The sequence below is a fragment of the Sediminicola luteus genome (assembly GCF_040566555.1).
GTDB lineage: Bacteria > Bacteroidota > Bacteroidia > Flavobacteriales > Flavobacteriaceae > Sediminicola.
The window spans coordinates 22,915-47,775 of sequence record NZ_JBEWYP010000012.1; the positions used below are offsets into that span (position 1 = coordinate 22,915).

The 24,861-nt window shown below is 41.0% G+C and carries 21 protein-coding genes and 1 pseudogene; 9 read left to right on the plus strand and 13 right to left on the minus strand.

Annotated elements, in window-relative coordinates:
- Window position 1 precedes the first annotated feature (1 nt).
- The gene (locus tag ABXZ32_RS15570; RefSeq protein WP_354619609.1) at window positions 2-1,105 is read right to left on the minus strand and encodes a fatty acid desaturase family protein; all 1,104 of its coding nucleotides are present in this window, start codon (window positions 1,103-1,105) and stop codon (window positions 2-4) included.
- 108 nt (window positions 1,106-1,213) lie between these two features.
- On the opposite strand from ABXZ32_RS15570, the gene rsmG reads away from it, so the two are divergent.
- Window positions 1,214-1,849 carry a 16S rRNA (guanine(527)-N(7))-methyltransferase RsmG gene (rsmG, locus tag ABXZ32_RS15575; RefSeq protein WP_354619610.1) on the plus strand — a complete coding sequence of 212 codons (636 nt, stop codon included), beginning with the start codon at window positions 1,214-1,216 and terminating at the stop codon, window positions 1,847-1,849.
- 329 nt (window positions 1,850-2,178) lie between these two features.
- Here rsmG and pruA read toward each other — a convergent pair whose 3' ends face one another.
- From pruA to ABXZ32_RS15595, 4 genes are all read right to left on the minus strand, one after another.
- Complete coding sequence (gene pruA, locus ABXZ32_RS15580) at window positions 2,179-3,810, minus strand: L-glutamate gamma-semialdehyde dehydrogenase (RefSeq protein WP_354619611.1); 1,632 nt, start codon at window positions 3,808-3,810, stop codon at window positions 2,179-2,181.
- 84 nt (window positions 3,811-3,894) lie between these two features.
- On the minus strand, window positions 3,895-4,281 hold the full coding sequence (gene apaG, locus ABXZ32_RS15585; RefSeq protein ID WP_354616151.1) for a Co2+/Mg2+ efflux protein ApaG: 387 nt from the start codon (window positions 4,279-4,281) through the stop codon (window positions 3,895-3,897).
- Between the two features lie 6 nt (window positions 4,282-4,287).
- Window positions 4,288-5,394, minus strand: a complete 1,107-nt coding sequence (locus ABXZ32_RS15590) for a DUF3667 domain-containing protein (RefSeq protein ID WP_354619612.1) — start codon at window positions 5,392-5,394, stop codon at window positions 4,288-4,290.
- Window positions 5,395-5,423: 29 nt separating this feature from the next.
- The gene (locus tag ABXZ32_RS15595) at window positions 5,424-6,668 is read right to left on the minus strand and encodes a type IX secretion system plug protein (protein WP_354619613.1); all 1,245 of its coding nucleotides are present in this window, start codon (window positions 6,666-6,668) and stop codon (window positions 5,424-5,426) included.
- 152 nt (window positions 6,669-6,820) lie between these two features.
- Between ABXZ32_RS15595 and ABXZ32_RS15600 the strand changes: the two genes are divergently transcribed.
- The 8 genes from ABXZ32_RS15600 (at window position 6,821) to ABXZ32_RS15635 (ending at window position 14,356) form a co-directional block, all read left to right on the plus strand.
- Window positions 6,821-8,173: a Na(+)-translocating NADH-quinone reductase subunit A gene (locus ABXZ32_RS15600; RefSeq protein ID WP_354619614.1), complete on the plus strand. Its 1,353-nt coding sequence runs from the start codon at window positions 6,821-6,823 to the stop codon at window positions 8,171-8,173.
- A gap of 3 nt (window positions 8,174-8,176) precedes the next feature.
- Window positions 8,177-9,445: an NADH:ubiquinone reductase (Na(+)-transporting) subunit B gene (locus ABXZ32_RS15605; RefSeq protein WP_354619615.1), complete on the plus strand. Its 1,269-nt coding sequence runs from the start codon at window positions 8,177-8,179 to the stop codon at window positions 9,443-9,445.
- A gap of 2 nt (window positions 9,446-9,447) precedes the next feature.
- A complete protein-coding gene (locus tag ABXZ32_RS15610; RefSeq protein WP_354619616.1) occupies window positions 9,448-10,200 on the plus strand; it encodes a Na(+)-translocating NADH-quinone reductase subunit C in 753 nt (250 codons plus the stop codon).
- A 3-nt stretch (window positions 10,201-10,203) separates the two neighbouring features.
- Entirely contained in the window at window positions 10,204-10,851 is a 648-nt protein-coding gene (locus ABXZ32_RS15615; protein ID WP_354619617.1) for an NADH:ubiquinone reductase (Na(+)-transporting) subunit D, read from the plus strand.
- Window positions 10,852-10,875: 24 nt separating this feature from the next.
- Window positions 10,876-11,610, plus strand: coding sequence for an NADH:ubiquinone reductase (Na(+)-transporting) subunit E (nqrE, locus tag ABXZ32_RS15620; protein ID WP_354619618.1), 735 nt, complete (start codon window positions 10,876-10,878; stop codon window positions 11,608-11,610).
- Between the two features lie 2 nt (window positions 11,611-11,612).
- A complete protein-coding gene (gene nqrF, locus ABXZ32_RS15625) occupies window positions 11,613-12,920 on the plus strand; it encodes an NADH:ubiquinone reductase (Na(+)-transporting) subunit F (protein ID WP_354619619.1) in 1,308 nt (435 codons plus the stop codon).
- A gap of 75 nt (window positions 12,921-12,995) precedes the next feature.
- On the plus strand, window positions 12,996-13,355 hold the full coding sequence (locus tag ABXZ32_RS15630; protein ID WP_354619621.1) for a Na(+)-translocating NADH-quinone reductase subunit F: 360 nt from the start codon (window positions 12,996-12,998) through the stop codon (window positions 13,353-13,355).
- Window positions 13,355-14,356 (plus strand): FAD:protein FMN transferase, encoded by a 1,002-nt coding sequence (locus ABXZ32_RS15635; RefSeq protein WP_354619622.1) that lies wholly within the window; start codon window positions 13,355-13,357, stop codon window positions 14,354-14,356. The genes ABXZ32_RS15630 and ABXZ32_RS15635 overlap by 1 nt, the downstream gene beginning before the upstream one ends.
- Here the strand turns inward: ABXZ32_RS15635 and ABXZ32_RS15640 are convergent.
- The 8 genes and pseudogenes from ABXZ32_RS15640 to ABXZ32_RS15675 all read right to left on the minus strand — a co-directional run bounded on the left by ABXZ32_RS15640 (window position 14,340) and on the right by ABXZ32_RS15675 (window position 24,769).
- Window positions 14,340-15,119 carry a class I SAM-dependent methyltransferase gene (locus tag ABXZ32_RS15640; RefSeq protein WP_354619623.1) on the minus strand — a complete coding sequence of 260 codons (780 nt, stop codon included), beginning with the start codon at window positions 15,117-15,119 and terminating at the stop codon, window positions 14,340-14,342. The two genes, ABXZ32_RS15635 and ABXZ32_RS15640, sit on opposite strands and share 17 nt — an antisense overlap.
- Window positions 15,120-15,152: 33 nt before the next feature.
- Window positions 15,153-15,971, minus strand: a complete 819-nt coding sequence (gene map, locus ABXZ32_RS15645; protein ID WP_062052838.1) for a type I methionyl aminopeptidase — start codon at window positions 15,969-15,971, stop codon at window positions 15,153-15,155.
- Window positions 15,972-16,114: 143 nt separating this feature from the next.
- On the minus strand, window positions 16,115-17,632 hold the full coding sequence (gene gpmI / locus ABXZ32_RS15650) for a 2,3-bisphosphoglycerate-independent phosphoglycerate mutase (RefSeq protein ID WP_354619624.1): 1,518 nt from the start codon (window positions 17,630-17,632) through the stop codon (window positions 16,115-16,117).
- 596 nt (window positions 17,633-18,228) lie between these two features.
- A complete protein-coding gene (locus ABXZ32_RS15655) occupies window positions 18,229-18,396 on the minus strand; it encodes a DUF6747 family protein (protein ID WP_354619625.1) in 168 nt (55 codons plus the stop codon).
- Window positions 18,397-18,523: 127 nt separating this feature from the next.
- Window positions 18,524-18,724, minus strand: a pseudogene (locus ABXZ32_RS15660) (M48 family metalloprotease); the annotation flags it as partial.
- 63 nt (window positions 18,725-18,787) lie between these two features.
- The gene (locus ABXZ32_RS15665) at window positions 18,788-19,522 is read right to left on the minus strand and encodes a M15 family metallopeptidase (protein ID WP_354619626.1); all 735 of its coding nucleotides are present in this window, start codon (window positions 19,520-19,522) and stop codon (window positions 18,788-18,790) included.
- A 239-nt stretch (window positions 19,523-19,761) separates the two neighbouring features.
- Window positions 19,762-20,928 (minus strand): gliding motility-associated C-terminal domain-containing protein, encoded by a 1,167-nt coding sequence (locus ABXZ32_RS15670; RefSeq protein ID WP_354619627.1) that lies wholly within the window; start codon window positions 20,926-20,928, stop codon window positions 19,762-19,764.
- 22 nt (window positions 20,929-20,950) lie between these two features.
- Window positions 20,951-24,769, minus strand: a complete 3,819-nt coding sequence (locus ABXZ32_RS15675) for a collagen-like domain-containing protein (protein WP_354619628.1) — start codon at window positions 24,767-24,769, stop codon at window positions 20,951-20,953.
- Between the last annotated feature and the right edge of the window lie 92 nt (window positions 24,770-24,861).

Consider the following 24,861-nt stretch of genomic DNA (forward strand, 5'->3'; position numbering starts at 1 on the left):
TTTACTGGTACTGTAGATTAGGTTTTTTACCCAATTCTTTTAAATGTTTGAAGTGCGAAATTATAGCTTTTCTTGTAGTTTTATATTCGTTGTACGGTAAATTAAACTCTTTTGCTGTCTGTTTAACAATTTTGGAGATTTTTGTGTAATGTACGTGGCTGATGTTTGGAAAAATATGGTGCTCAACCTGATGGTTCAAGCCCCCTGTAAACCAGTTGACAAGTCGGTTTTTAGTCCCGAAATTCACGGTAGTGAACAATTGGTGGATGGCCCACGTATTTTTCATGGTACCACTCTTGTCTGGTAACGGCGTCTGTGCATCATTGACAATATGTGCCAACTGGAATACTACGCTCAAAACAACCCCTGCCACATAGTGCATAACAAAGAATCCCAATAAAATTTTCCACCAGGCAATATCCAATACCAACATCGGTAAAACGATCCAGATGGTTGCATAAATAATCTTTGTGATCACTAAGGTGCTCCAATTGGTTGCCGGACTTGGTAATTTGCCATAGGATAATTTGCGCTTCATGTAGCGGTACATTTGTTGGAAATCTGTAGTGATGGCCCAATTGAAAGTAAGAAGACCATAAAGCAATACAGAATAGAAATGTTGGAACCTATGGTATTTGCGCCATTCGGCGTGTTTGGAAAATCTAAGGATGCGTCCTGCTTCCAAATCCTCATCGTGTTCATGGATATTGGTGTAGGTATGGTGCAAAACATTATGCTGTACCTGCCAGTTATAAACGTTGCCTGCCAAGATATAGATGCTGCTCCCCATGATCTTGTTCACCCACTTTTTGGTGGAATATGATCCGTGGTTTCCATCATGCATTACGTTCATTCCAACCCCTGCCATTCCAACACCCATGATGATGGTCAGCAATAGATTTGCCCAATTCGGCAAGCCCAAGGTTAAAATTAGAAAGTAAGGTGCAAGAAACATGGCAAACATTACCGCTGTCTTAATATGTAACCGCCAATTTCCGGTTTTTTTGATATTGTTCTCTTTGAAGTAGTCGTTTACACGCTTATTCAAGGTTCTGAAAAATTGGGTAGAATCCTTCCTTGAAAAGCGAATGGTTTCTTTATCCATGAAGTATAAATTTTTGTAAAGATAACATAAATACGAACTAAAATTGACAAAATGGTATTTTACAACCCATGTATTATGCTATTTTTACCAAAAATTTAACCCGAAATTATGGCTGTTGATCTCATTTATAAATATTTCCCCACCCTTACCGACGAACAGAAAGAACAGTTTGCCAAACTACAGGAGTTGTATCAGGATTGGAATCAAAAGATAAATGTGGTGTCCAGAAAGGATATTGATGAGTTGTACCTACGCCATGTGCTTCATTCTTTGGCCATTGCCAAGGTGCAGCAATTTAATCCGGGAACTACCGTATTGGATGTGGGCACGGGAGGCGGATTTCCGGGTATTCCCCTGGCCATTCTCTTTCCGGAAACGCATTTTACGCTGGTAGATGCCATCGGCAAAAAAATTAAGGTGGTAGAGGAAGTGGTAGAAGGCTTGGGAATCACCAATGTCACCGCTAAAAATATGAGGGTGGAGGAATTAAAGGAGCAGTTCGATTTTATCGTAAGTAGAGCTGTTGCTGCCATGCCCACTTTTGTGCATTGGGTAAAAGGAAAGGTCAAAAAGAACTCTGTCCACGAACGCAGAAACGGTATTCTTTATCTAAAAGGCGGGGATTTAACGGAGGAATTAATGGACTACAAAACAGTAGAAATAATAGATTTGCCCGACTTCTACGAAGAGGAATTTTTCGATACCAAGAAAGTGGTATATCTACCTATGAAATTTAAGGGCTAAGACTTACAGGCTTAGTAAATTGTAATAGGATTCCCTACAATTTTTGGCATATGTTCTAATAAAGTCACCAATTTGACTAAAGAAATTGATGATCTTGTGTACGATACTTACTCTGCGCATTTCTTCCATGATTTTTAGGGTTTTGGTGGTTTTAGGTTACTTAAGTAACGTAAAATACTTCAGAAAATTGTCCTAATTGGAGCGTTTTTTCGCGAAATGCCATTGGGGTTAAGGTCTGTTGATGTTCGGTGAAGTGAAGACTGGATATAAAAAAAATCCGCTAGGAGAAAAAACACCTAGCGGATCTATATATTAAAATATCAGATTATTTATTCTCCCAAGAATGGGTATCTATAATCTTCTGGAGTTACAAAAGTCTCTTTGATCAATCTTGGGGAAACCCATCTTAGAAGGTTCTGTGGTGAACCTGCTTTGTCATTGGTTCCCGATGCTCTTGCTCCACCAAATGGCTGCTGTCCTACAACTGCACCTGTTGGTTTGTCATTGATATAGAAGTTCCCGGCACAATTTTGTAATGCTTTGGTAGCCTCATCAATGGCGTAACGATCTCTGGACAATACGGCCCCTGTAAGGGCATATTCAGAGGTAGAATCCACTAGTTTTAACGTTTCGGACCAATCTTTGTCCTCATAAACATAAATAGTAACCACAGGGCCGAACAATTCCGTTTCCATGGTCGTGTATTTAGGATCAGTGGTCAAGATAACCGTTGGCTCTATAAAATATCCTTTGGATTTGTCATAACCTCCACCAGCTATTATTTCAGCATTTTTATCTGCTTTCGCCTGGTCGATATATTTGGCCAATTTGTCAAAAGATCCTTCATGGATAACAGCGGTGATAAAATTACTCATATCCTCTGGAGTTCCCGGCTTTTTCATAGATGCCAAATCTTCCTTCACAAAATCCAATATTTCTTTGGAAGTAGATTTAGGTAGATACACCCTGGATGCGGCACTACATTTCTGTCCTTGGAATTCAAAGGCACCTCTCACGATTGCTGTGGCCACTTGTTTTGGTTTGGCAGTAGGATGTGCTAGGATAAAATCCTTACCTCCAGTTTCACCTACAATTCTTGGGTAGGTCTTATAGGTGTGAATATTATTTCCAATCTGTTTCCAAATTTCTTTAAAGACATGGGTAGAACCTGTAAAGTGCAACCCTGCAAAATCAGAACTTGCCAAGGCAGTTTCTGTAATCATTACGGGATCTCCGTAAACAACGTTGATCACTCCGTCAGGAAGACCTGCTTCCTTGAAAATATCAACGATTACCTTAGCAGAAAAAATTTGACTGTCACTAGGTTTCCATAAAACCACATTCCCCATCATGGCTGCACTGGCAGGTAAGTTACCGGCAATAGCGGTAAAGTTAAAAGGGGTAATGGCGTATACGAATCCTTCCAAGGGTCTGTATTCTACCCGGTTCCAGATGCCTTCGGCAGAATCTGGCTGCTCTTCGTAAATCTGCGTCATGTACTCCACGTTAAAACGAAGAAAATCTATTAGTTCACAGGCAGCGTCAATTTCAGCTTGAAAGATATTCTTGGATTGCGCTATCATGGTAGCAGCATTCATTTTTGCACGGTAAGGTCCAGCAATAAGGTCAGCGGCCTTCAAAAAGATGGCAGAACGTTGTTCCCAAGTAAGATTGGCCCAAGCCTCTCTAGCTTCCAACGCATTTTCAATGGCTTTGGAAACATGCTTTTTTTCTGCCAAATGGTATTGGCCAACAACATGCTTGTGATCGTGTGGTGGGGACATCGGTCTGGTATTGCCAGTTTTTATTTCCTCACTACCAATATATAGTGGTACGTCCACATTTCCGTCGAAATAGGTCTTGTATTGTTTTAGAACGGCTTCCCTCTCTGGGGTTCCTGGAGCATAACTTTTTATCGGCTCGTTAATTGCTGTGGGGACTTGAAAAAATCCTTTACCCATGGTGCTTTTATTTTAAGTTAAAAATCGCATCAAAGATACTAAATGAAAAATCTACTAAAAACTAAAATGGAGTAAATCAGGAATTTAATTCAAGGCAAAAGGAGCGCTGAATTTAAAAGTGGGTACGTATACCCTGAATTTTTCTGTAGAAGTAAAATTTACCATGTTGTAATGCCCTTTCATAGCGCCTATTGGGGAGGCCAAAAGACATCCAGAACTGTAGGTGTGGGACTCTCCGGGTTTAATGACCGGCTTTTTGCCAATAACCCCTTCCCCGTCAAGAATTTCCAACTCGTTAAGAGCGTCGTAAATTCTCCAATGGCGAGAAGTCAATTGAACTGAATCCTTACTTTGGTTTTCAATGGTTATGGTATAACCAAAGGCAAAATGCATCTTATAGTTTTTGAAGAAGGTCCCCTCAAAACTAGTGGATACTGAAATCTTAATGCCTTTTGTTACCTGGGTGATCATAATCTTTTAATATGTATAAATGGTTCCCGTAAACAGGATTAATACCGAAAACGCAGCTAAAATAAAGAAAACTGTGTTAAGTATCAGATATTTAACAAAAGTTTTAATTCTTCCCTGCCCGTAAAAGTTTCGCATAGCCTTATATAAGTAGACAGAAAAAATAAGAAGGAAAATCCAACCTGTATCTGTCTCAAAAATAGCGTCTATGGTGAAACTAATGAGGAGCAAGATAAACAACAATGACTGAATGTGAAAGCTAAAGATGAGATGTTCGATGTAATTATGCTTTTTTCTGACATACATCAGCCAAATGAACAATGCGAATACAGGTAAAAAGAAAAATATGAGAAAAGGAATTTTCGAAATGAGGAAATTTAAAAAGGTCCCCGGTCTATCAATCGCCTTAAGTAGGTTCCGCGCAAGATCAAAGGATTTTCTGTTCTGGTAATTATCTGGGATGTTAAACTCTTCCTTTGCGGTATTGAATCTTTTTAAGCGCTCGTTCTTTATAAGGGTCATAAAGAAATCGGTCTTGAGATAGAAGCGTTCAAAATAGGAGTGCCTGCTTAGGGAATCAAAATACTTCTCCGGATTGTTGAGGATAATTGAATCCTTGGATTCGTAGAGCCATGTCCGTGCCAAGGCTTTTTTTAGGGAGTCCGCTTCTTTCGATGCTTCTACCTGATCTTGGTCGGTAACTATGTTTTTATTCTGCAGTGCCTCGAACTCGCTGTAGCTATCCATATCATCTATAGAGGAAAAATCTTGGGTATAGCTGATCGCCAAAAAATAAATGATGGCCAAACTCAATAAAAAGCGAAAGGGATTCGTGTAGGATACCCTCTTTCCCTTTAGGTACTCTTTGGTGATCCTACCGGGATGCAGCAGCATTGCGGTTAGCGTCTTCAGCAATCTGGAGTCGTAAGAGATGATGCTCCCAAAAAACTCACTAATAAAATCCTTCAGGGAAGGTTTTTTGGTACTATTGATTTGGGAACAATTGGGGCAGTATTTATCGCTTATGTCCAGGGCATGGCCACAATTAAGACATTCCGTTCCCCTAAATTTTAATGGGTATTTGCCTTTAGAGGGTTTGGTTGGTAACTGTTCCATTCTGCCTTTTGGTTGATTGCAATCAAATTTTAGTTGCTGATATTTCTCGAATTGGCAGAGCCGATGCCAATAATGCTATCGTATAAATCTCCAAAATTTCTGTAGTATACCAATATCAGATAATTGTTTTCGGTAAAATGAAAATTTCCGGAAACGGTATTGAGGTCAACGGTGCCGTCTGCTCTTTTGATTACATATTTGTAATTGTGGAAGCCTTGTTTCATTTTAATGACGCCCTCCATATACCCACTTTCGTCATTGTAGGTCATTTTGTTCTCGTTTGACAATTCGTAATTGTTGAATTTGCCGAAGACATAAACATCGTCCAGACCAATTTCGGGAGTATAGGGCAAGAAGAAGTGGACATTGGTATATTCCGCTTCTCTGGAAGAATCGTCACCTTGAAGGGTTCTGATTGCAAAATCCCCATTAATATCAGGGTAATAGGTATAAGGGCGCTCGTCCCTAAAGATATCTGGGAAGAGGTAATGGTTATAAAGTCCGTCCATTTCAATATGGGAGATCACTGCGCTTGGCGCCCTGAGGTCTTTGGTGTCAAAATTTAAATATTCATTGCTGCCATAAAAACTGGTTTCGGTATCGTATTTATAGACCAGTTCATTGCCGATGGTAAACTGAGGGGGTATGTTATAAAGCGCCGTTGGCCAATAATTGTTTTGCAGGATGGCCACTTTTACTTCCTGTTTTGGGTTGACCAATTGTATGCCGGAGGCTTTAATGTTGAATTGTACAACTTGCTTTTCGTTGATATAATTAAAGTCTCTGGAGCGTTTTACAGTAGCCGCCACTGTGACCAGGTCCTGGTAAATGACAAATTTTCTTGAAAAGACCAGCTCATAGGAGTTGTTGTAGATCTCCAGCATGTAATTGCCGCTAACGGTTGGTCTTACATTCTGATTGGGAATGGTGAGCTTGTAGTTGGAGTAGGCCTGAAGGGTGTTGTAGCTGTTCTCGTAATTGATGATCCGTTGGTTGTCCACGCCGCTTAAATATTGTGATTTTAATAGGGTAGAGGGGGTCCAGTCATAATTGCAAAGGGTTATTTTATAGTAATAATCAGCTTCACGGGCAGTAAGGTCGTCAAATTCCAAGAAGATGGGCTCACCCAATTTTACAACGGGGAATTGATCGTCTGTATTTCCTTTGAAAATGATCGTTTTTATATTTTCTGGCGGATTTACCTCTTCCAAAGCCTGTCCGAAGAGCATAGGGGTTGCCAAAAGAAGAATGATCTGTTTAAGATTAAGGCGCATTTCTATTGTATTTTTTAGGTAAAAGTAAACAAAAAGGATGCCTAAAAAATTAACAATGGGACAATCCCTAAATTTATGGGCAATAATTATGAAAACTTTCTTTTAAATACTAAATTTGCAACCAAATTTTGTTAACCTAAGGTCTACAATATATGTCTAAAGACATTCGAATTAAAAAAGGCTTAAACATTAATCTTGTCGGTGCAGCGGAACTCGCAACTTCTAAAGCCGTTTTAAGTAATGTTTATGCAATCAATCTTCATGATTTTCACGGGGTTACTCCAAAACTATTAGTTAAACAAGGCGCTGAGGTAAAAGCTGGCGAACCACTTTTCTTTGATAAGAATCAAGAAGCGGTAAAATTTGTTTCTCCAGTAAGCGGAGAATTGGTGGAGGTTATTAGAGGTGAGCGTAGGAAAATCCTAACGCTTAAAATTCTTGCCGATAAAACGCAGGAACATGTGGCACACAAACCTTTGAATTTGGAAGGGGCATCTCCGCAGGATATTAAAACGTTTTTGTTGGACGGTGGTTTTTGGCCATTCGTGAAACAAAGACCTTATGATGTTATTGCCGATGCAGAATCAACTCCAAAAGGTATATTCATTTCAGGTTATGTTACGGCTCCTTTGGCCGCTGATTTGGATTATGTGCTGCAAGGAAAAGAAAAAGAATTACAGGCGGCTATCACTGCCTTGGGCAAATTGACTCCCGGAAAGGTGCATGTGTCGGTTGGACAGTCTTCCAACTCTCCATTGGCCGGATTAAAGGGTGTTGAGATACATAAAATGTCCGGACCGCACCCAGCAGGTTTGGTCGGTACATTGATCAATAGGGTAGATCCTATCAACAAAGGAGAAGTAGTTTGGACTATTGCTCCCCAGGATTTGGTGATCATGGGCGAGTTGTTGTTGACCGGAAAATTCAATGCCGAGCGCGTTGTTGCTTTGGCAGGGTCATCAGTAAAAGCACCTAAGTACTACGCTACCAAAATTGGAGCTGAAATCTCTACCTTCCTTTACGCCAGTGGTGTAAATAACGAAAACATTAGAGTGATCAACGGAGACGTGCTTACGGGTTCCAAGACCAAACCAGATGGTTATTTAGGGTACTACAACAATACAGTGAGTGTTATTCCAGAAGGTGACGATTACGAACTTTTTGGTTGGAACAAGCCTGTTTTTGATAAAATTTCTTCTACTAGGGCCTTGACATTCTCTTGGATGTTTCCAAATAAAAAATACGACCTTACAACAAATACCAATGGTGAACACCGTGCTTTTGTTGTGACCGGTAAATATGAGGAGGTTTTTCCTTTGGATATCTATCCTTTACAATTGCTTAAGGCTTGTATGATAGGAGATTTGGACGAAATGGAACAATTGGGATTATATGAGGTAGCTCCGGAAGATTTTTCATTGACAGAGTTTATTTGTATATCCAAACAACCCCACCAGCAGATCATCAGGGAAGGATTGGACTTATTGTATAAAGAAATAGGATAAGAGATGAGTTTAAAAAATAATTTGCACAAATTAAAGGAGAAGTACAAGGGCAAGAAAATGGCTCCTGCGTTCAACGCATTGCACACCTTCTTGTACACTCCAAATGAAACAACACATTCTGGTTCCCATGTTCGCTCAGCGGATGATTTAAAAAGGACCATGAATACGGTGATCATGGCTTTGGTTCCAGTGTTGATTTTCGGAATTTTTAATGCAGGATACCAACATTATGCGGCGGTAGATGCTGCCAATGGGGTAATTCGTCAAGCATCACTGCTTGGGAACTTCTTGACTTGGGACAACTTTATCATGGGAGCTTGGACGGTATTGCCGTTGGTGATAGTTTCTTATGTGGTTGGATTGGCTGTGGAGTTTGTCTTTGCAGTAATCAAAGGTCATGAAGTAGAAGAAGGATACCTGGTTACGGGGATGCTCGTTCCTTTGATCGTACCTATAGATACTCCGTTGTGGATGTTGGCTGTTGCCGTTGTCTTCGGAGTTGTAATTGGAAAAGAAGTATTTGGTGGAACAGGGATGAACATCTTGAATCCAGCATTGACCATTAGAGCTTTCTTGTTCTTTGCCTATCCTACTTGGATGAGTGGTGATAAAGTATGGGTTCATGAAGCTGTAGAAAGGGCAGGAACCGCAGATGCTATTTCTGGAGAAACTGTTTTGGGCTATTTGGCTCAGGGCAAGGGCAGTGAGATCACTTACAGTGTCTCCGATATGTTCCTTGGTTTTATTCCGGGATCTGTAGGGGAAACATCTACAATCTTGATTTTATTGGGAGGTCTTTTCTTGATCTTCACAAAAATAGCAAGCTGGAGGATTATGGTAAGTGCCGTAATTGGAGCCTTGGCAATGGGACTAATCTTTAACGGTGTCGTGGAAGCAGGATGGATTACTGAAACCAGTAAGTTTTACGGGTTGATGAGCTTCGATTTCTGGCAACACCTTATTGTAGGAGGTTTGGCTTTTGGTATTGTATACATGGCGACGGATCCGGTAACTGGTTCGCAAACTGATAAAGGGAAATGGTACTACGGATTTTTCATCGGATTTATTTCGGTAATGATCAGGGTATTCAACCCAGCATATCCAGAAGGAGTTTTCTTGGCTATTTTGTTAATGAACGTATTTGCTCCTACCATTGATCATTATGTGGTACGAGGAAACATCAACAAACGTCTTAAGAGATTAAAGAACGCCAACATTCTTCCAAAGGATGCACATGGTGAAGAAAAGAAACTAAAAGTTGAAACAGTATAATTATGGCAATTAATACAGATAAAAACGTTTATACCGTTGCCTTTGCCGCTATTATGGTGATTGTCGTTGGGTCGGTGTTGGCATTTTTGGCCTCTGCCCTTAGTGAAAAAATCAAACAGAATGAGAAGTTGGAAAAGCAACAGAACATTTTGTACGCCATGGGCATTAACGAAAATGAGGATGAAGGTAGCGTGAACTTTGTTCCTACGGATAAAGTAGCAGATGAGTTTTCAAAGTATATCAAACAGCAACTTGTAATTGAAGGTGATAAAATCACTGAGAATGATGAAGCTTATTTGATCAATTTAAAGCAACAGGAAACTGCTGCCAAAAAGGGAAATACAAGAAAACTTCCTTTATTTATTGGGGAGAAGGACGGTAAGAAATTCTACATCATTCCTATGTACGGAAAAGGATTGTGGGATGCCATTTGGGGATTTGTTTCCCTGGATGAGAATTTGGTGGTACAAGGGGTTTATTTTGATCATAAAGCAGAAACTCCTGGTTTGGGTGCCAATATCAAGCAGCGTTATTTCATGGATGATTTCGAAGGGGAATCTATTCTAGCAGGCACCGAATACGCAGGTATCGAGGTCGCCAAGGGTAATAATGACCCTTTGAACAATACTAAAGATGATAACGAGGTTGATGCTCTTGCTGGTGCCACTATTACCGGTAACGGGGTAAGTGCCATGATCAAGGAAAGCGTAAATCTTTACAAAAGTTATTTGGAAACCATAAGAGCTAAAAATTAAACTATGGCACTACTTTCAAAAAAAGATACGGGTCTTATATTGGATCCATTAGCGGATAACAACCCTATTACCATACAGGTATTGGGTATTTGTTCTGCTTTGGCAATTACGGCAGAACTTAAAGCGTCCATAGTGATGGCCATTTCTGTATTGTTCGTACTTGGGTTGGGGAATGTTGTTATTTCCCTAATGAGGAACATTATTCCTTCAAAAATTAGAATTATCGTGCAATTGGTGGTCGTTGCCGCCTTGGTTATTATTGTGGACCAAGTGCTAAAAGCTTTCGCCTATGAATTGAGTAAGACATTATCAGTTTTCGTCGGATTGATTATTACCAACTGTATTATTATGGGTCGTTTTGAAGCATTTGCTTTGGGGAACGGACCATGGAAATCGTTTTTAGATGGTATTGGTAATGCCGCTGGATATGGTTTGATACTTGTAATTGTTGGTTTCTTCAGAGAATTGTTGGGTTCTGGTACACTTCTAGGATTTAAGGTTCTTGGGGATCCAATCTCAAAAACAGGAATTTATGCCATAGGGTATGAAAACAATGGATTTATGCTATTGTCACCAATGGCCTTGATCGTTGTTGGTATTATCATATGGGTACAACGTTCCAGGAACAAAGCCTTAATCGAAGAAAACTAGTAGTTACTTAAAAAGAACAATGTTATGTTAGAACATGTAGAATTATTCTTTAAATCCATATTTATAGATAATATGGTATTTGCCACATTCCTTGGGATGTGTTCCTACCTAGCGGTGTCCAAAAAAGTGACTACTGCTGTGGGTCTTGGAGCTGCTGTAATCTTTGTATTGGCGGTAACAGTTCCAATGAACTGGTTGTTGGACCAATATTTATTGAGGGATGGTGCCCTGGCTTGGTTGGGACCGGAATATGCGGACTATAACCTGAGCTTTTTATCATTTATTCTTTTTATTGCCACGATAGCAACAATGGTGCAATTGGTAGAGATAGTGGTAGAAAAGTTTTCACCGGCACTTTACAACTCGCTTGGTATATTTCTACCATTGATCGCAGTAAACTGTGCTATCTTGGGAGGTTCTCTATTTATGCAGTCTAGGGATATTCAAACCTTGGGTCTTGCATTCAATTACGGAGTTGCTTCTGGGATTGGTTGGTTCTTGGCAATTTTGGCCATTGCTGCAATCCGTGAAAAAATTAGATACTCCAATGTTCCTGCACCGTTAAGAGGTCTTGGAATAACCTTTATTATCACTGGTCTTATGGCAATTGGTTTTATGAGCTTTGGTGGTATGCTTACCGGGGGAGGAGATGCGCCAAAAGAGGCAGCGGAGACCACTGCCCAAAAAGTGGAAGAAATTAAAATAGAAAAGGAAGCCAAAGAAAATACGGTTTCTTACAACAATGCTATAAACAAATAAGAATGATTTTAGCTACAAGTACAGTTGGGACAATTTTAATAACCGTGGTGGCCTTTATGGTACTATTGTTATTGTTGGTTGCACTTTTGTTGTTCACAAAGGAGAAATTGTCTCCTTCAGGACCTGTGACCATTACCATCAACGGTGAAAAGAAAATAGAGGTAGGATCAGGTAACTCCTTGTTGTCTACTTTGGGGAACCAAAAGATCTTCCTTCCTTCCGCCTGTGGAGGTGGGGGTACCTGTATTCAGTGCGAATGTCATGTGCTATCCGGTGGTGGAGAGGCTTTGCCTACAGAAACTCCACACTTCTCTAAAAGGGAATTGAATGCAGGAGCACGTTTGGCTTGCCAGGTGAAAGTAAAACAGGATATGGATATTACCATTCCTGAAGAAGTTTTCGGGATTAAGAAATGGGATGCTACTGTGGTAAGAAACTACAATGTGGCCTCTTTCATTAAAGAATTCGTTGTGGAAATTCCTGAGGACATGCCTTACAAAGCTGGAGGGTATATCCAAATTGAAATTCCAGAATGTGAAATAAAATACGCGGACATAGATATTACAGCTCACCCAGAAGAGCATGAAACTCCAGATAAGTTTCAGGCAGAATGGGATAAGTTTAATCTTTGGCCGTTGACCATGAAAAATAACGAAACAGTGGAAAGAGCCTATTCTATGGCTTCCTATCCTGCTGAAGGAAGAGAGATCATGTTGAACGTCCGTATCGCCACCCCACCATGGGACAGGTCTAAGAACGGATGGATGGATGTCAATCCAGGGATTGCTTCTTCGTATATCTTTGCTCAGAAACCTGGGGATAAGGTTGTAATTTCTGGTCCTTACGGGGAATTCTTCATCAATGAATCAGATTCTGAGATGTTGTATGTAGGTGGTGGAGCAGGAATGGCGCCAATGCGTTCGCATTTGTACCATTTGTTCAAAACCTTAAAGACCAACCGTAAAGTTACGTATTGGTACGGTGGACGTTCCAAGAGGGAATTGTTCTACTTGGATCACTTCTATAGATTGGAAAAAGAGTTTCCAAACTTTAAATTCTATTTGGCACTTTCTGAGCCATTACCAGAAGATAATTGGAAGGTTAAAGAGAATATAGATGCTCCTGGAGACGGTTTTGTAGGATTTATACACAATTGTGTTATTGATAACTATTTAGCCCATCACGAAACTCCTGAGGACATCGAATTGTATTTCTGTGGACCTCCATTGATGAACAAAGCAGTTCAAAAAATGGGTGAGGATTTCGGAATTCCGGATGAGCATATCAGGTTTGATGATTTCGGAGGATAAAATCTTCAGAGTACTAATGATTAAAATTTTAAAAACCGATATTTCTGATATCGGTTTTTTTATACCTAAAGAATTATGAAAGAGCTGACGAGACAGGAATTACATAATTTGGCCATGAATATTGTTGGAAAGCACCTCGAGGAAAACGGTTTTGAGTTTGTGGCCATCAACAGCACTATGGGAAAAAATCCCCAATTTGTATGTACCAAGGAAAAACAACTTTCCTTTGTGGTGGTTCGCAGTATTCCATACCCGGAAGATCCCAAAGAGTACGATACAGTATTGTTGGGGAAAATAAAAGCGCATGCAGAAAAATCCAATGCCCAGGTTTTCTACGCAGGGGTAGGTTTGGTCAATGCAAAGGAATATAAACTTCCTGTATTTTTAAATGAAGATTACATCGTGGATTACGATGGTTTAATAGCAATAGAATAATGAAAAATTTACTTTCAATACTTGCGGTTGTAGTGGTGCTCAGCAGTTGTGCCCCAAAATCTGAATGGGTAAAAAATTTCAATAGCGGTTCGGCTTTGGGCACATCCTATCATATTACTTATATAAGCAAGGAGAAACTGGATTTCCAAAGGGAGATCGATTCCGTTTTTGAGGTCATCAATAAATCCATGTCCACCTACATGCCAACTTCGGACATCTCTAAAATCAACATGGGGGATACTACCGTAGTGGTAGATCATATGTTCAGGGACGTATTTGAACTCTCAAAAGAAATTCATGCTAGGACCAACGGGTATTTTGATCCTACGGTAGGTTCCTTGGTAAATGCATGGGGTTTTGGTCCAGGCAAGCAAGTGCAGCTCGACTCCCTAAAAGTGGACAGCATATTGCAATATGTAGGTTTCGATAAAGTGGGGATTACTGTCAATAACCGGATCAATAAGGCTGATGCGAATATCTATTTTGATTTTAATGCCATAGCAAAGGGTTATGCCATTGACAGATTGGCGCTAATGCTAGAAAAACATGATATCACCGATTATTTGGTTGAAGTTGGGGGAGAGATTGTGGCGAAGGGAGTTAATAAAGTAAAGGAAAAGGAATGGGTGGTCGGAATTGATAATCCAGCAGGGGATGACCAACCAAAAATCCTGATCAATTTAAAAAATACAGCTTTGGCTTCTTCGGGTAATTATAGAAAATTTAGGATAGATTCCATTACGGGAAACAAATTTGTACACACTATAGATCCCAAAACCGGGTATACCAAAAATTCCAATATCCTGGCAGCAAGTGTTATTGCCAATTCATGCGCAAAAGCTGATGGTTATGCCACTGGGCTTATGGCAATGGATCTTGAAGCTTCAAAAAAAGTACTGGAAAATGATCCTAATTTAGAGGCTTATATCATCTTTCTGGACAATCAGGGCAAGACCCAAAGTTATGTGACCAAAGGATTTAAAGCTAGGCTTTTGGAATAGTTTTGCGGACCAAAGGTATAATTTCCCCTTGTGCCAATCTGTAGGTTTCCACAGCTTCTGGTTCTAGGGAAGACGTGTAATCAACCTCTTCCACCTCAAAACCTATGTGCCGTAGCTTGGCAAAAAAATCCTTGCCATAGATACGTACATGGTCGTACTGACCAAATATTTTGGCGCGCTCCTGTTTGTCGGTAATGGAGTTATCCTCAAAAGTGGTTTCCCTATTTAAATCTTGGGGTATTTGAAGAACGCCCCACCCTCCAGGTTTTAATATCCTGAACAATTCCTCCATGGCCTTGGTATCATCGGGAATATGCTCAAGTACGTGATTACATAAAATAATATCAAACGAATTGTCCGTAAAGGGAAGGCTGCAAATATCCGCCTTTATATCGGCCAAGGGCGAATTAAGATCCGTTGTTGTATAGTCTAAGTTGTCTAATTGACGAAAACGCTTGTAGAATGCCTGTTCTGGCGCAAAATGTAGGACTTTGTGCCTACTTGTAAAGAAGTTGGTCTCATTTTTTAAATACAGCCACAACAACCTATGCCTTTCCAAAGAAAGGGTAGAGGGGGAGAGCACATTTTCCCTGGGATTCTCATATCCATAAGGAAGAAATTTTCTGAAACTCTTGCCGTCAATAGGGTCTTGGTACTTATTTCCCCTTAAGGTTAGGGCCAATAAAGGCCTCGCCAAATAACTCAATTGAATCAAAAGAGGTCTGGGAACGGTGTTCAGAATATATTTAAAGATATTTTTCATCGGCTTGTAACTCCCAGGCTTGATAACTAAGAACTACAATTGAAGTTTTTTCTGCCTAAACTCATCCTCTTCATTGGTAATGATGCCTAAGGCCTCATTAACGTATTTGAAGGTGGACAATAATTCCGGTTTTCCATTAATTAGGGCAACGTCGTGCTCAAAGTGTGCACTTGGTAGCCCGTCGCCGGTAAGAATGGTCCAACCATCCTTTAGTTGTTTTATTTTGTGGGTTCCCATATTGGTCATAGGCTCTATGGCAACAACCATCCCGTTTACAAATTTTTTGCCCCTACCTCTTTTACCATAGTTGGGCATTTCCGGGTCCTCGTGCATTTTACGTCCAAGGCCGTGACCTACCAGTTCACGTACAACACCATAACCATGGTCTTCTGTGAATTTCTGGATGGCATAACCTACGTCACCTACACGGTTGCCCAATTTGAATTCTCGGATACCTACATAAAGGGATTCTTTGGTAACCTCTAATAATTTTTTGATCTCAGGTGAAACCTCCCCAACTTCAAAAGTATAGGCATGGTCACCGTAAAAATCATTTTTAAGTGCCCCGCAATCTATGGAAATGATATCGCCCTCCTGCAAAGGAGTATCATTGGGAATCCCATGTACCACCTGGGCATTGGGACTCATGCAAAGTGTGTTTGGGAAATCGTATAAACCAAGGAATCCAGGAATTGCTCCGTGGTCCCTAATGCATTCTTCGGCAATTTTATCTAAATGTAATGTGGTAACACCAGGTTTAACTTCTCCTGCCAATACCCCTAACGTTTTGGAAACTATCAATGCACTTTCGCGCATTAATTCTATTTCTTCTGCTGTTTTAATCTTTATCATAGGATGCAAAGGTAAAACTTTACTTTATAATTTGTGTTATTGGGCCTTAAAAGTGGGTAATTGGGTGCAGTAAAGCTATTTAGGCCAACGCAAAAAAAGACCCCCATAAATGGAGGTCTAGGTATTTATTGTTCTTAGGGATCTTAAACCAATGGTTTTTGAGTCATTAAAGCCGGTTGTGGAACACCCATTAATTTTAAGATGGTAGGTGCTATATCCCCTAATACGCCATCTTGTATAGTTTTTACATCCTTGTCCACCAAAATCAATGGAACAGGATTTGTGGTATGCGCCGTGTTTGGACTGCCATCGGGATTGATCATGGTCTCGCAATTTCCATGGTCAGCTATGACTATGGTGGTATACCCATTCTCGAGTCCGGCCGTAATTACGGAATTGGCACATGAGTCCACCACTTCGCATGCCTTGATCGCAGCATTCATATCTCCGGTATGACCAACCATATCTGGGTTGGCAAAATTAAGGCATACAAAATCTACCTCTCCTTTCTGCAATTCCGGGATAATGGCATCCCTAATATCAAAGGCGCTCATTTCCGGTTGCAGATCGTAAGTGGCCACTTTTGGTGACGGACAGAGAAGACGCTGTTCCCCATCAAAAGGCACTTCCCTACCTCCATTAAAGAAGAAGGTAACATGCGGATATTTCTCTGTTTCTGCGATCCGAATCTGTTTTTTATGGGCCTTGGACAGGGTCTCTCCCAAGGTCTGCTCTAAATTATCCTTGTCATATACCACTTTCATCCCTGAAAAGGAATCATCATAATTGGTCATGGTGACATAATACAGGTCTAACTTATGGGTATTCTGCTCATGGAAATCCTCCTGGGTCAGCATTTGTGTAAGTTCCCTCCCACGGTCTGTCCTGAAGTTGAAGAAGATGACAACATCCCCGTCATTTATTTTTGCTACTGCCGTGCCTTCTGCATTGGTGGCCACTATTGGATTGATGAATTCATCCGTGATCCCGTCATAATAGCTATCCTGCATATCGCTAAGGATATTATCTGATTTTTTACCTACGTTATGCACCAAAAGGTCATAGGCCAATTTAACCCTTTCCCAGCGCTTGTCTCGATCCATGGCGTAATACCTACCAATTACGGAAGCTATTTTAGCGTGCTTCCCTTCACAAAACCGATAAAGGTCCTCTAAAAATCCTTTTCCACTTTTTGGATCAACATCCCTGCCATCCGTAAATGCATGTACAAACATATTGTTGACACCAAGATCTTCTCCAGCTTGTATTAGTCCCTTTAAGTGGGTAATGTGGGAATGTACCCCTCCATCGCTCAAAAGTCCTAGGAAATGTACGGGTTTGTTGTGTTCCTTTGCATGTAAAAAGGCATCCTTTAAAACCTTTTCATCCTTTAATGTATTTTCCTTTACGGCAAGATTGATTTTAGCCAGATCTTGATATACGATTCTTCCAGCTCCCAGGTTCATATGTCCAACCTCACTGTTTCCCATTTGTCCTTCTGGAAGGCCAACATTCATACCATCGGTAAGGAGATTGGCATTTGGGTAATTTTTATATAGGGAGTCTATAAAAGGGGTATTTGCATTTTCTATGGCGGAGATCTTAGGGTCCGGGGATTTTCCCCAACCATCTAAAATCATTAAAATTACTTTCTTGTTCATTGGCTTTTTATTTATTCTTATTCCAAAAATAAGCTGATTTCAAATGGATAACTAGCAATAGGGGAGCTTTTTCAAAAATTTCACATTCCTGGCGATGCTTGTTGTGGTTGCAACCTTTTAAGGGCGAAACTGTTAAAATTATGTTATTTAATGGAAATTGATGAAACAATTTCGGCTTTACCGAGTCTATTTAAGTATCCCACCATTTCTTACCAAACTTCAAAATGGAAGCCAATAGGGTTCCGGATTTGAAACAGACACCTACATTATTAAGTTTAAAGAAGAAAAATTTAAAAATTAAATAGTAATTGATAAGAAGGTGTCATTTTAATTATACTGGGCCATGTATCTGGGGGGAAAGTGGCTTTTGTATGCAGATTAAGTTTATGATAAATTTATTTCAATAATCTTTGATCTGACACCTTCTATTAATTTACAGTTTGCCAAGTTAATAGCGCACAGATATAATTTAGATTTTAAAAAGTGACATATTAAATACTAAACAACCCCATGGATAATTTTCCATGGGGTTGTTTGTTTTAGTTTATCTGCTCCATATAGTGTTCAGGTAAAAGGGCAACTAAACTATAGTTTTCTTAAAATTTAAATCCTGTAAAGGCTCTATACGTAAATGCATATAGCGCCATAAAAAGCATGATTACACAAAAAACTGAATAAACCTTTAAGAGAATTACTACAAACTCTGGTTTACAATTCTCGAATGCTTCTAAGTAAATACTTTTAAAATGTAATAGTGTTCCCATATAGTCTCGTTTAAATGATTATAAATCAAAGCTATAAGGGTTAAATCTGAGGCGTCAAAAAGATTTGATGAGGACTCAAATATAATAAAATGGAATTATAACGAGCTATATTTTTCAGGAATTAACACTATTTCTGGCCTTTGTGTTTAGCAATGGTCTCTTTTATCTTTTCAATCCTATTTTCTGGATCTGGATGGATGCTCTGGAATTCTGGAACCCTGTTTGTTCCTCCGGCCGCTTTTAATAGTTCCATTACCTTGATCATTTCCATGGGATTATAGTCAGCTTGGATCATGAACAAACCCACAAGGCCGTCACTTTCCAACTCACCCTTTTCATAAACTAGAGGTTTGAGTCTAGATTAATTTTGAAGAACCCTAGTAGGATTTTTTTACAATAGCTCTGGATTGATGTCCAAAATATTATCCAAAATATACGTGCGTACAAAACCTGAAGTAAAATGTTCGGCTCCTAAAAAATCTTCTCTTTGCAATAATTGCATGATATTTTTTCGCCTAAAAGTTTCTAACATGGGAATGGAAATAGGGGCATAGCTATAGTGCCAAGGCTCATATTTAAAGCCCTTCCTTTTTGGGTTGTCCGTATATACCAGATAAAAGCCAAATTTGTTGGCATTGGCATCCATCCAAGCTTTGAAATTTTCGTACGGACCACCAACTCCAAATTTTTCAGGGACAAGAACATCCCCTTCTACCTTTGGTTGCCCATCAACAATATCAATATCCGTTCCCCAATGATGCCTGCTGGTTCCCGGAATAGTAGAGTATTCAATGATCTTATCAATAGCGTTCAAGGGTTTTAGACCATCTTCTTCCGTATATTGAAGAAACTTACGTTCCCAAATAGCTGTTTGCCTGTCAAAACTACGGTAGCTGGATACTACTTTGATATCTACCCCTTCACTATATGCAGCTTTTTTCATTTCCAAAAAAGCATCATGTGCCTCTTTTCTCAGGTTGATGCCTTTCCCATAAAGAGGGATTTCCACTTTGCCCATAAGTTCAAGGATAGAATACTCTACTTCCTGTGTAATCATTAGGGTGGGCATTACGGCCAAAGCCAAACCTGAAGCACTACTTTTTTTTATAAATGATCTTCTTTGCATACTGTGGGTCTAATTAAACGTCCGAAACCTTCTGGTTCCTTTGTGCCTTATATCAAAAAGGCTGCCAAATATTATTTGCTCCAATATAGAAGTGCCAATAATTTGAATGCACCCCGTTTGTTTCAAAGTTAAGAAGTATTTTGAAACTATTCACTACCATTTAAAATACGGAGATAACAAATTGTAAGATTTAACTGCTATTGGATTGGAAGGAAAATAGGTAAGGTGGTAATGGACTTTTAATTGTTGATATAGAGATATCCCTGATGTTTTTGCTGCTTGTCATTGAGGGTTGCCAAGTAAAAGTAAATTCCAGTAGGCAAACCGTTGTTAAGCTTAATGACTCTTTTTGTATTGGCGATCCCATTAAACTCATTGGTATAGTTGGCTTTGTAATAGACCAATATGCCATTTCTATCAAAAATCTCCAAGGTATTGTTAGGGGAAGCATCCATGCCATCAATAACCAAATAGTCATTTTTTCCATCCCCATTTGGAGTTAGGTAATAATTGTCCAATTCTCGGACACTATACGTCTCATAAATATCTGTATTTCCACCTATGGTCAAGATCTCATAGTCGTTGGGTACAAAATTATTGGAAGTGATTTCTCCTCGTATCATTTCTCCTCGGACATTGGAATTTCCCAAATTAACCCATTGTTGTTCCTCTTTGCTCCATCCAACAACTTTTAGGTCGCGTAACAGTTCCCCTAATAGTCCCACATTACTGCGCTCGTCCCAGGTAAGGGTCACTTTGGAAGGCACCGAGCCTTCCAATCTCCAAAATTCTTCATAACTCACACTGAGAATTCCGTTGCCCATGATGTCCGTATTAAAGCTATTGTTAAAGGTTGATGGGGAATTGGGATCTTCATAAAAGTAGGCGCATTTGGCCAAGGTGTTCACGGAAATGGAGGTGATGGTCAAGGGCCGCAATCTGTTGTCGTCCCCGATAGGAAAGGTAAAGGATTGCTTTTTTTCTATGGTACTATATCCATCTATTTTTGATGCGGCACTTTCCCCTGTGTAAAAGGCATCTTCCATATACTTCAAATACACATCGGTTTGATCCCTGGGTGTAAAGAGATCGCCAGAAATAAAATTACTGTTATTGGTCACCGCTATTGGGGTTTCTATATATAGCCCATTGTCGACCGCAATTTCGGTATCGTAAAAAATAGGAGGGAAGGCTCCTGAAACCTTAATCGGAGCAGTTTCATTATAAAAACCGACCAAGCCCTTATTTTGGTCGAAGGTCCCATCATTGATCACATCCATATGGAAGCCTAACATGGCATCGCCATGGACTTGGATGTTGCCATAGTTGTGCACAGCGTCCTGTCCAATACCAAAGGTGCAGGAAAGGAGCATAGAACAAACCAATATGTATTTTAGAATCTTCATATTCTATGGGAACACTGTTTTATTAGGGTCTACGTCTTAAAAAGATGGCAATCCTGGCATTTTTAATTTTTTTATCTCCTTCTTGAATTGTTTTAAAACCGATAGTGGCACCGGCAGGAATAGCAACGGGCAATGGTAGCACAGAAGAGTATGCCATATTACTGGTTTTACCACCAGAGGGTGCGATTATAGAAAACAGATTGGTACCTGTGTTGGCATTTTTTACCGCTATTTCCACTACTGATATAATAGAGCTCTCCTCAGCATTTAAACTCACAGCATATGCTTCCCAAGCTTCTGGTAGTGTTATTCCTATTTGACCACTACTTCCCGCACCAAAGGACCATTTCTCTTCGTTTTTTAAATCGACAGTACCATCCAGTTCCGCCCAGATGACTATTTTTTCATAGAAATTTAAATAAGCTCCCCCGTCAGTACCTACCTTAATTGCATTATTGGTATTGGCGGAAACAACTCTTGCTGTTTGGGTGGTACTGCTTTCGTTGACATAGGAAATTACCCCAGTAGTTACACTCTGACTAAGGTTGGTAACCTTATCTGGACCTTGTGGACCTACCGGTCCTTGCGGTCCTGTTGCACCTGTGGCGCCAGTATCTCCCTTATCTCCTTTGGGACCTTGGGGTCCTGCTGCTCCGGTTGCACCAATTGGTCCAGTGGCACCAATATCCCCTTTAGCGCCTTGAGGTCCGGTTGCTCCAGTAGCACCGGTAGCACCTTGTGGACCTGCAGGTCCTGTAGCGCCTGTATCACCTTTGGCTCCTTGTGGTCCAGTCGGTCCTGTTGCACCTGTGGCGCCAGTATCTCCCTTATCTCCTTTGGGGCCTTGGGGTCCTGCTGCTCCGGTTGCACCTATTGGTCCTGTAGCTCCTGTGTCACCTTTAGCCCCATCAGCTCCGTTATTTCCATTTGTTCCTGCTAGTCCTTGTGCGCCCTGATCTCCTTTGGCTCCTTTACAATCTAAGCTGTCAAAATTACCATCACCGTTTATATCCTCGCTAGGATCATTTATTCGATTGCCATTGGTATCCCAACAATTGATTCCAGCGTTACCTGGGTTACCATCAGGACCTTGAATTCCCTGGTCTCCAATTGGCCCTTTATCACCCTGAGGACCTTTATCACCAGTTAATCCTTTGTCACCGGTTTCGCCTTTTAATCCTTGGTCACCAGTAGGGCCTTTGTCGCCTGTTATTCCTTTGTTCCCATCAGGACCTTGTATTCCTGGGTCGCCTAGTGGCCCTTTATCTCCGGTTGCACCTTTGTTTCCGTCTGGACCTTGCAATCCCTGATCTCCTGTTAGACCTTTGTCACCATCAACTCCTTTGTTGCCGTCAATACCTTTATCACCCTGAGGACCTTTATCTCCAGCTAGACCTTTGTCACCAGTTTCACCTTTTAACCCTTGGTCGCCTGTAGCACCTTTATTGCCGTCAATGCCTTTATCGCCCTGAGGACCTTTTTCACCAGTTAATCCTTTATCACCAGCTTGACCTTTGTCACCCTGTGGACCTTGATCTCCAGTAAGTCCTTTGTCTCCCTGAACACCTTGTATTCCTTGGTCACCTTGTGGGCCTTTATCTCCTTCAATACCTTTATCACCCTGTGGACCTTGATCACCAGTTAATCCTTTGTCACCGGTTTCACCTTTTAACCCTTGGACACCTGCGGCACCCTTATCTCCAGTTGCTCCTTGGTCTCCGGTAAGTCCTTTTTCACCTTGAATTCCCTGGTCTCCAGTTGGGCCTTTATCTCCTGTTGCCCCTTTGTTGCCATCAGGACCTTTGTCACCGGTATCACCTTTTAAACCTTGGTCACCTTGTGCACCTTTGTCTCCTGTTGCACCTTTATCACCATCAATTCCTTTGTTTCCGTCAGGACCTTTGTCACCAGCTTGACCTTTATCTCCCTGAGGACCTTGAACACCAGTTAATCCTTTGCCACCGGTTTCACCTTTTAATCCTTGGTCACCTGTTGGGCCTTTATCACCTGATGCTCCTTTGTCACCGTCAACACCTTTTTCTCCATCTGGTCCCTTGTAACCGATTTCACCCTTATCTCCCTTGACTCCTTTATCTCCGTCAATTCCTTTGTTTCCATCAGGACCTTGATCTCCTGTTGCTCCTTTATCTCCTTGTTCACCTTGTGCACCTTTGTCACCGTCAAGACCTTTTAAACCTTGATCACCTGTTGGACCTTTGTTCCCGTCAGGACCCTGATCACCGGTTAATCCTTTGCCACCGGTTTCACCTTTTAATCCTTGGTCACCGGTTGCTCCTTTGTCACCTGTTTCACCTTTTAACCCTTGGTCACCTGTGGCACCTTTATCTCCTTCAAGACCTTTATCTCCCTGAACACCTTGAATTCCCTGATCACCGGTTGCACCTTTGTCTCCTTCAGGTCCTTTATCTCCGTCAACTCCTTTATCACCAGCTTGACCTTTATCACCCTGTGGACCTTGATCTCCGGTTGCTCCTTTGTCACCTGTTTCACCTTTTAACCCTTGGTCACCTGTGGCACCTTTATCTCCGTCAATACCTTTATCACCAACAACTCCTTTGTTGCCATCAGGACCTTGATCTCCGATTGCACCTTTGTCTCCAGTTAATCCTTTGTCACCGGTTTCACCTTTTAACCCTTGGTCCCCTGTGGCACCTTTATCTCCAGTTGCTCCTTGGTCACCAGTTAATCCTTTGTCACCCTGAACACCTTGAATTCCTTGGTCGCCTTGTGGGCCTTTATCGCCGTCAGGACCTTGGTCGCCCGTGGCACCTTTGTCACCCTGAGGTCCTTGATCGCCAGTTAATCCTTTATCACCATCAAGACCTTTTAATCCTTGGTCGCCTTGTGCTCCTTTGTCACCAGATGCTCCTTTGTCTCCTTCAGGACCTTTGTCACCGTCAATTCCTTTGTTTCCATCAGGACCTTGATCTCCGATTGCACCTTTGTCTCCAGTTAATCCTTTGTCACCTGTTTCACCTTTTAACCCTTGGTCACCTGTGGCACCTTTATCTCCAGTTGCTCCTTGGTCTCCGGCAAGTCCTTTTTCACCTTGAATTCCTTGGTCGCCTATTGGGCCTTTATCTCCTTCAAGACCTTTATCTCCGTCAATACCTTTATCACCAACAACTCCTTTGTTGCCATCAGGACCTTTGTCTCCTTGATCACCTTGTGCCCCCTTGTCGCCTTGTGCTCCTTTATCTCCGGTTGCGCCTTTGTCACCTTCAGGACCTTGTTCACCGGTTAATCCTTTATCACCCTGAACACCTTGAATTCCTTGGTCGCCTTGTGAGCCTTTATCACCTGTTGCACCTTTGTCACCCTGAATACCTTTGTCCCCGGTTACTCCCTTGTCTCCAGTAGCGCCCTTATCGCCCATTACTCCTTTCTCCCCAACGGCTCCTTGGTCTCCTTTTGGTCCTTGAGCCCCAGTTTCACCCTTTGGTCCTGTTAAGTTGGAAGTGGTAAATTTTGTGCCATCTGAATAATTGAAGGTAAATGTGCCGTTTTGGTTGTCAACTGTAGAAACAATACCCACAGAATCGGATTTTCCAGAGGAAGAACATAGATTGCTCCATTTTTTTCCATCGTAGTAATACACGCATTCCGTGTCTGTATTATAGACCAATGCCCCTCTAAGCGGTGCAATGTTTTGCATTTGTGGGGTAGTAACCCTGGTAAGTACAAAGGCTTTGGTGGTGCTCTCCATTTCCAAAATGGAAGCAGCGTCAATGCTATTTGGATTTGCTCCAATTTTAACTTGGGCAGAGGTAAAGTGAATTCCTAGAATGAAGAGAAGGAAAAATATTTTTTTAAAATCCATTTTGGGCTAAAATTTAGACGCGCGCAATTATTGCACATAAAATTAAAGCAAGTCCTATGGATTAGTAAGTAAATGTTGTGTACCTGATGGAA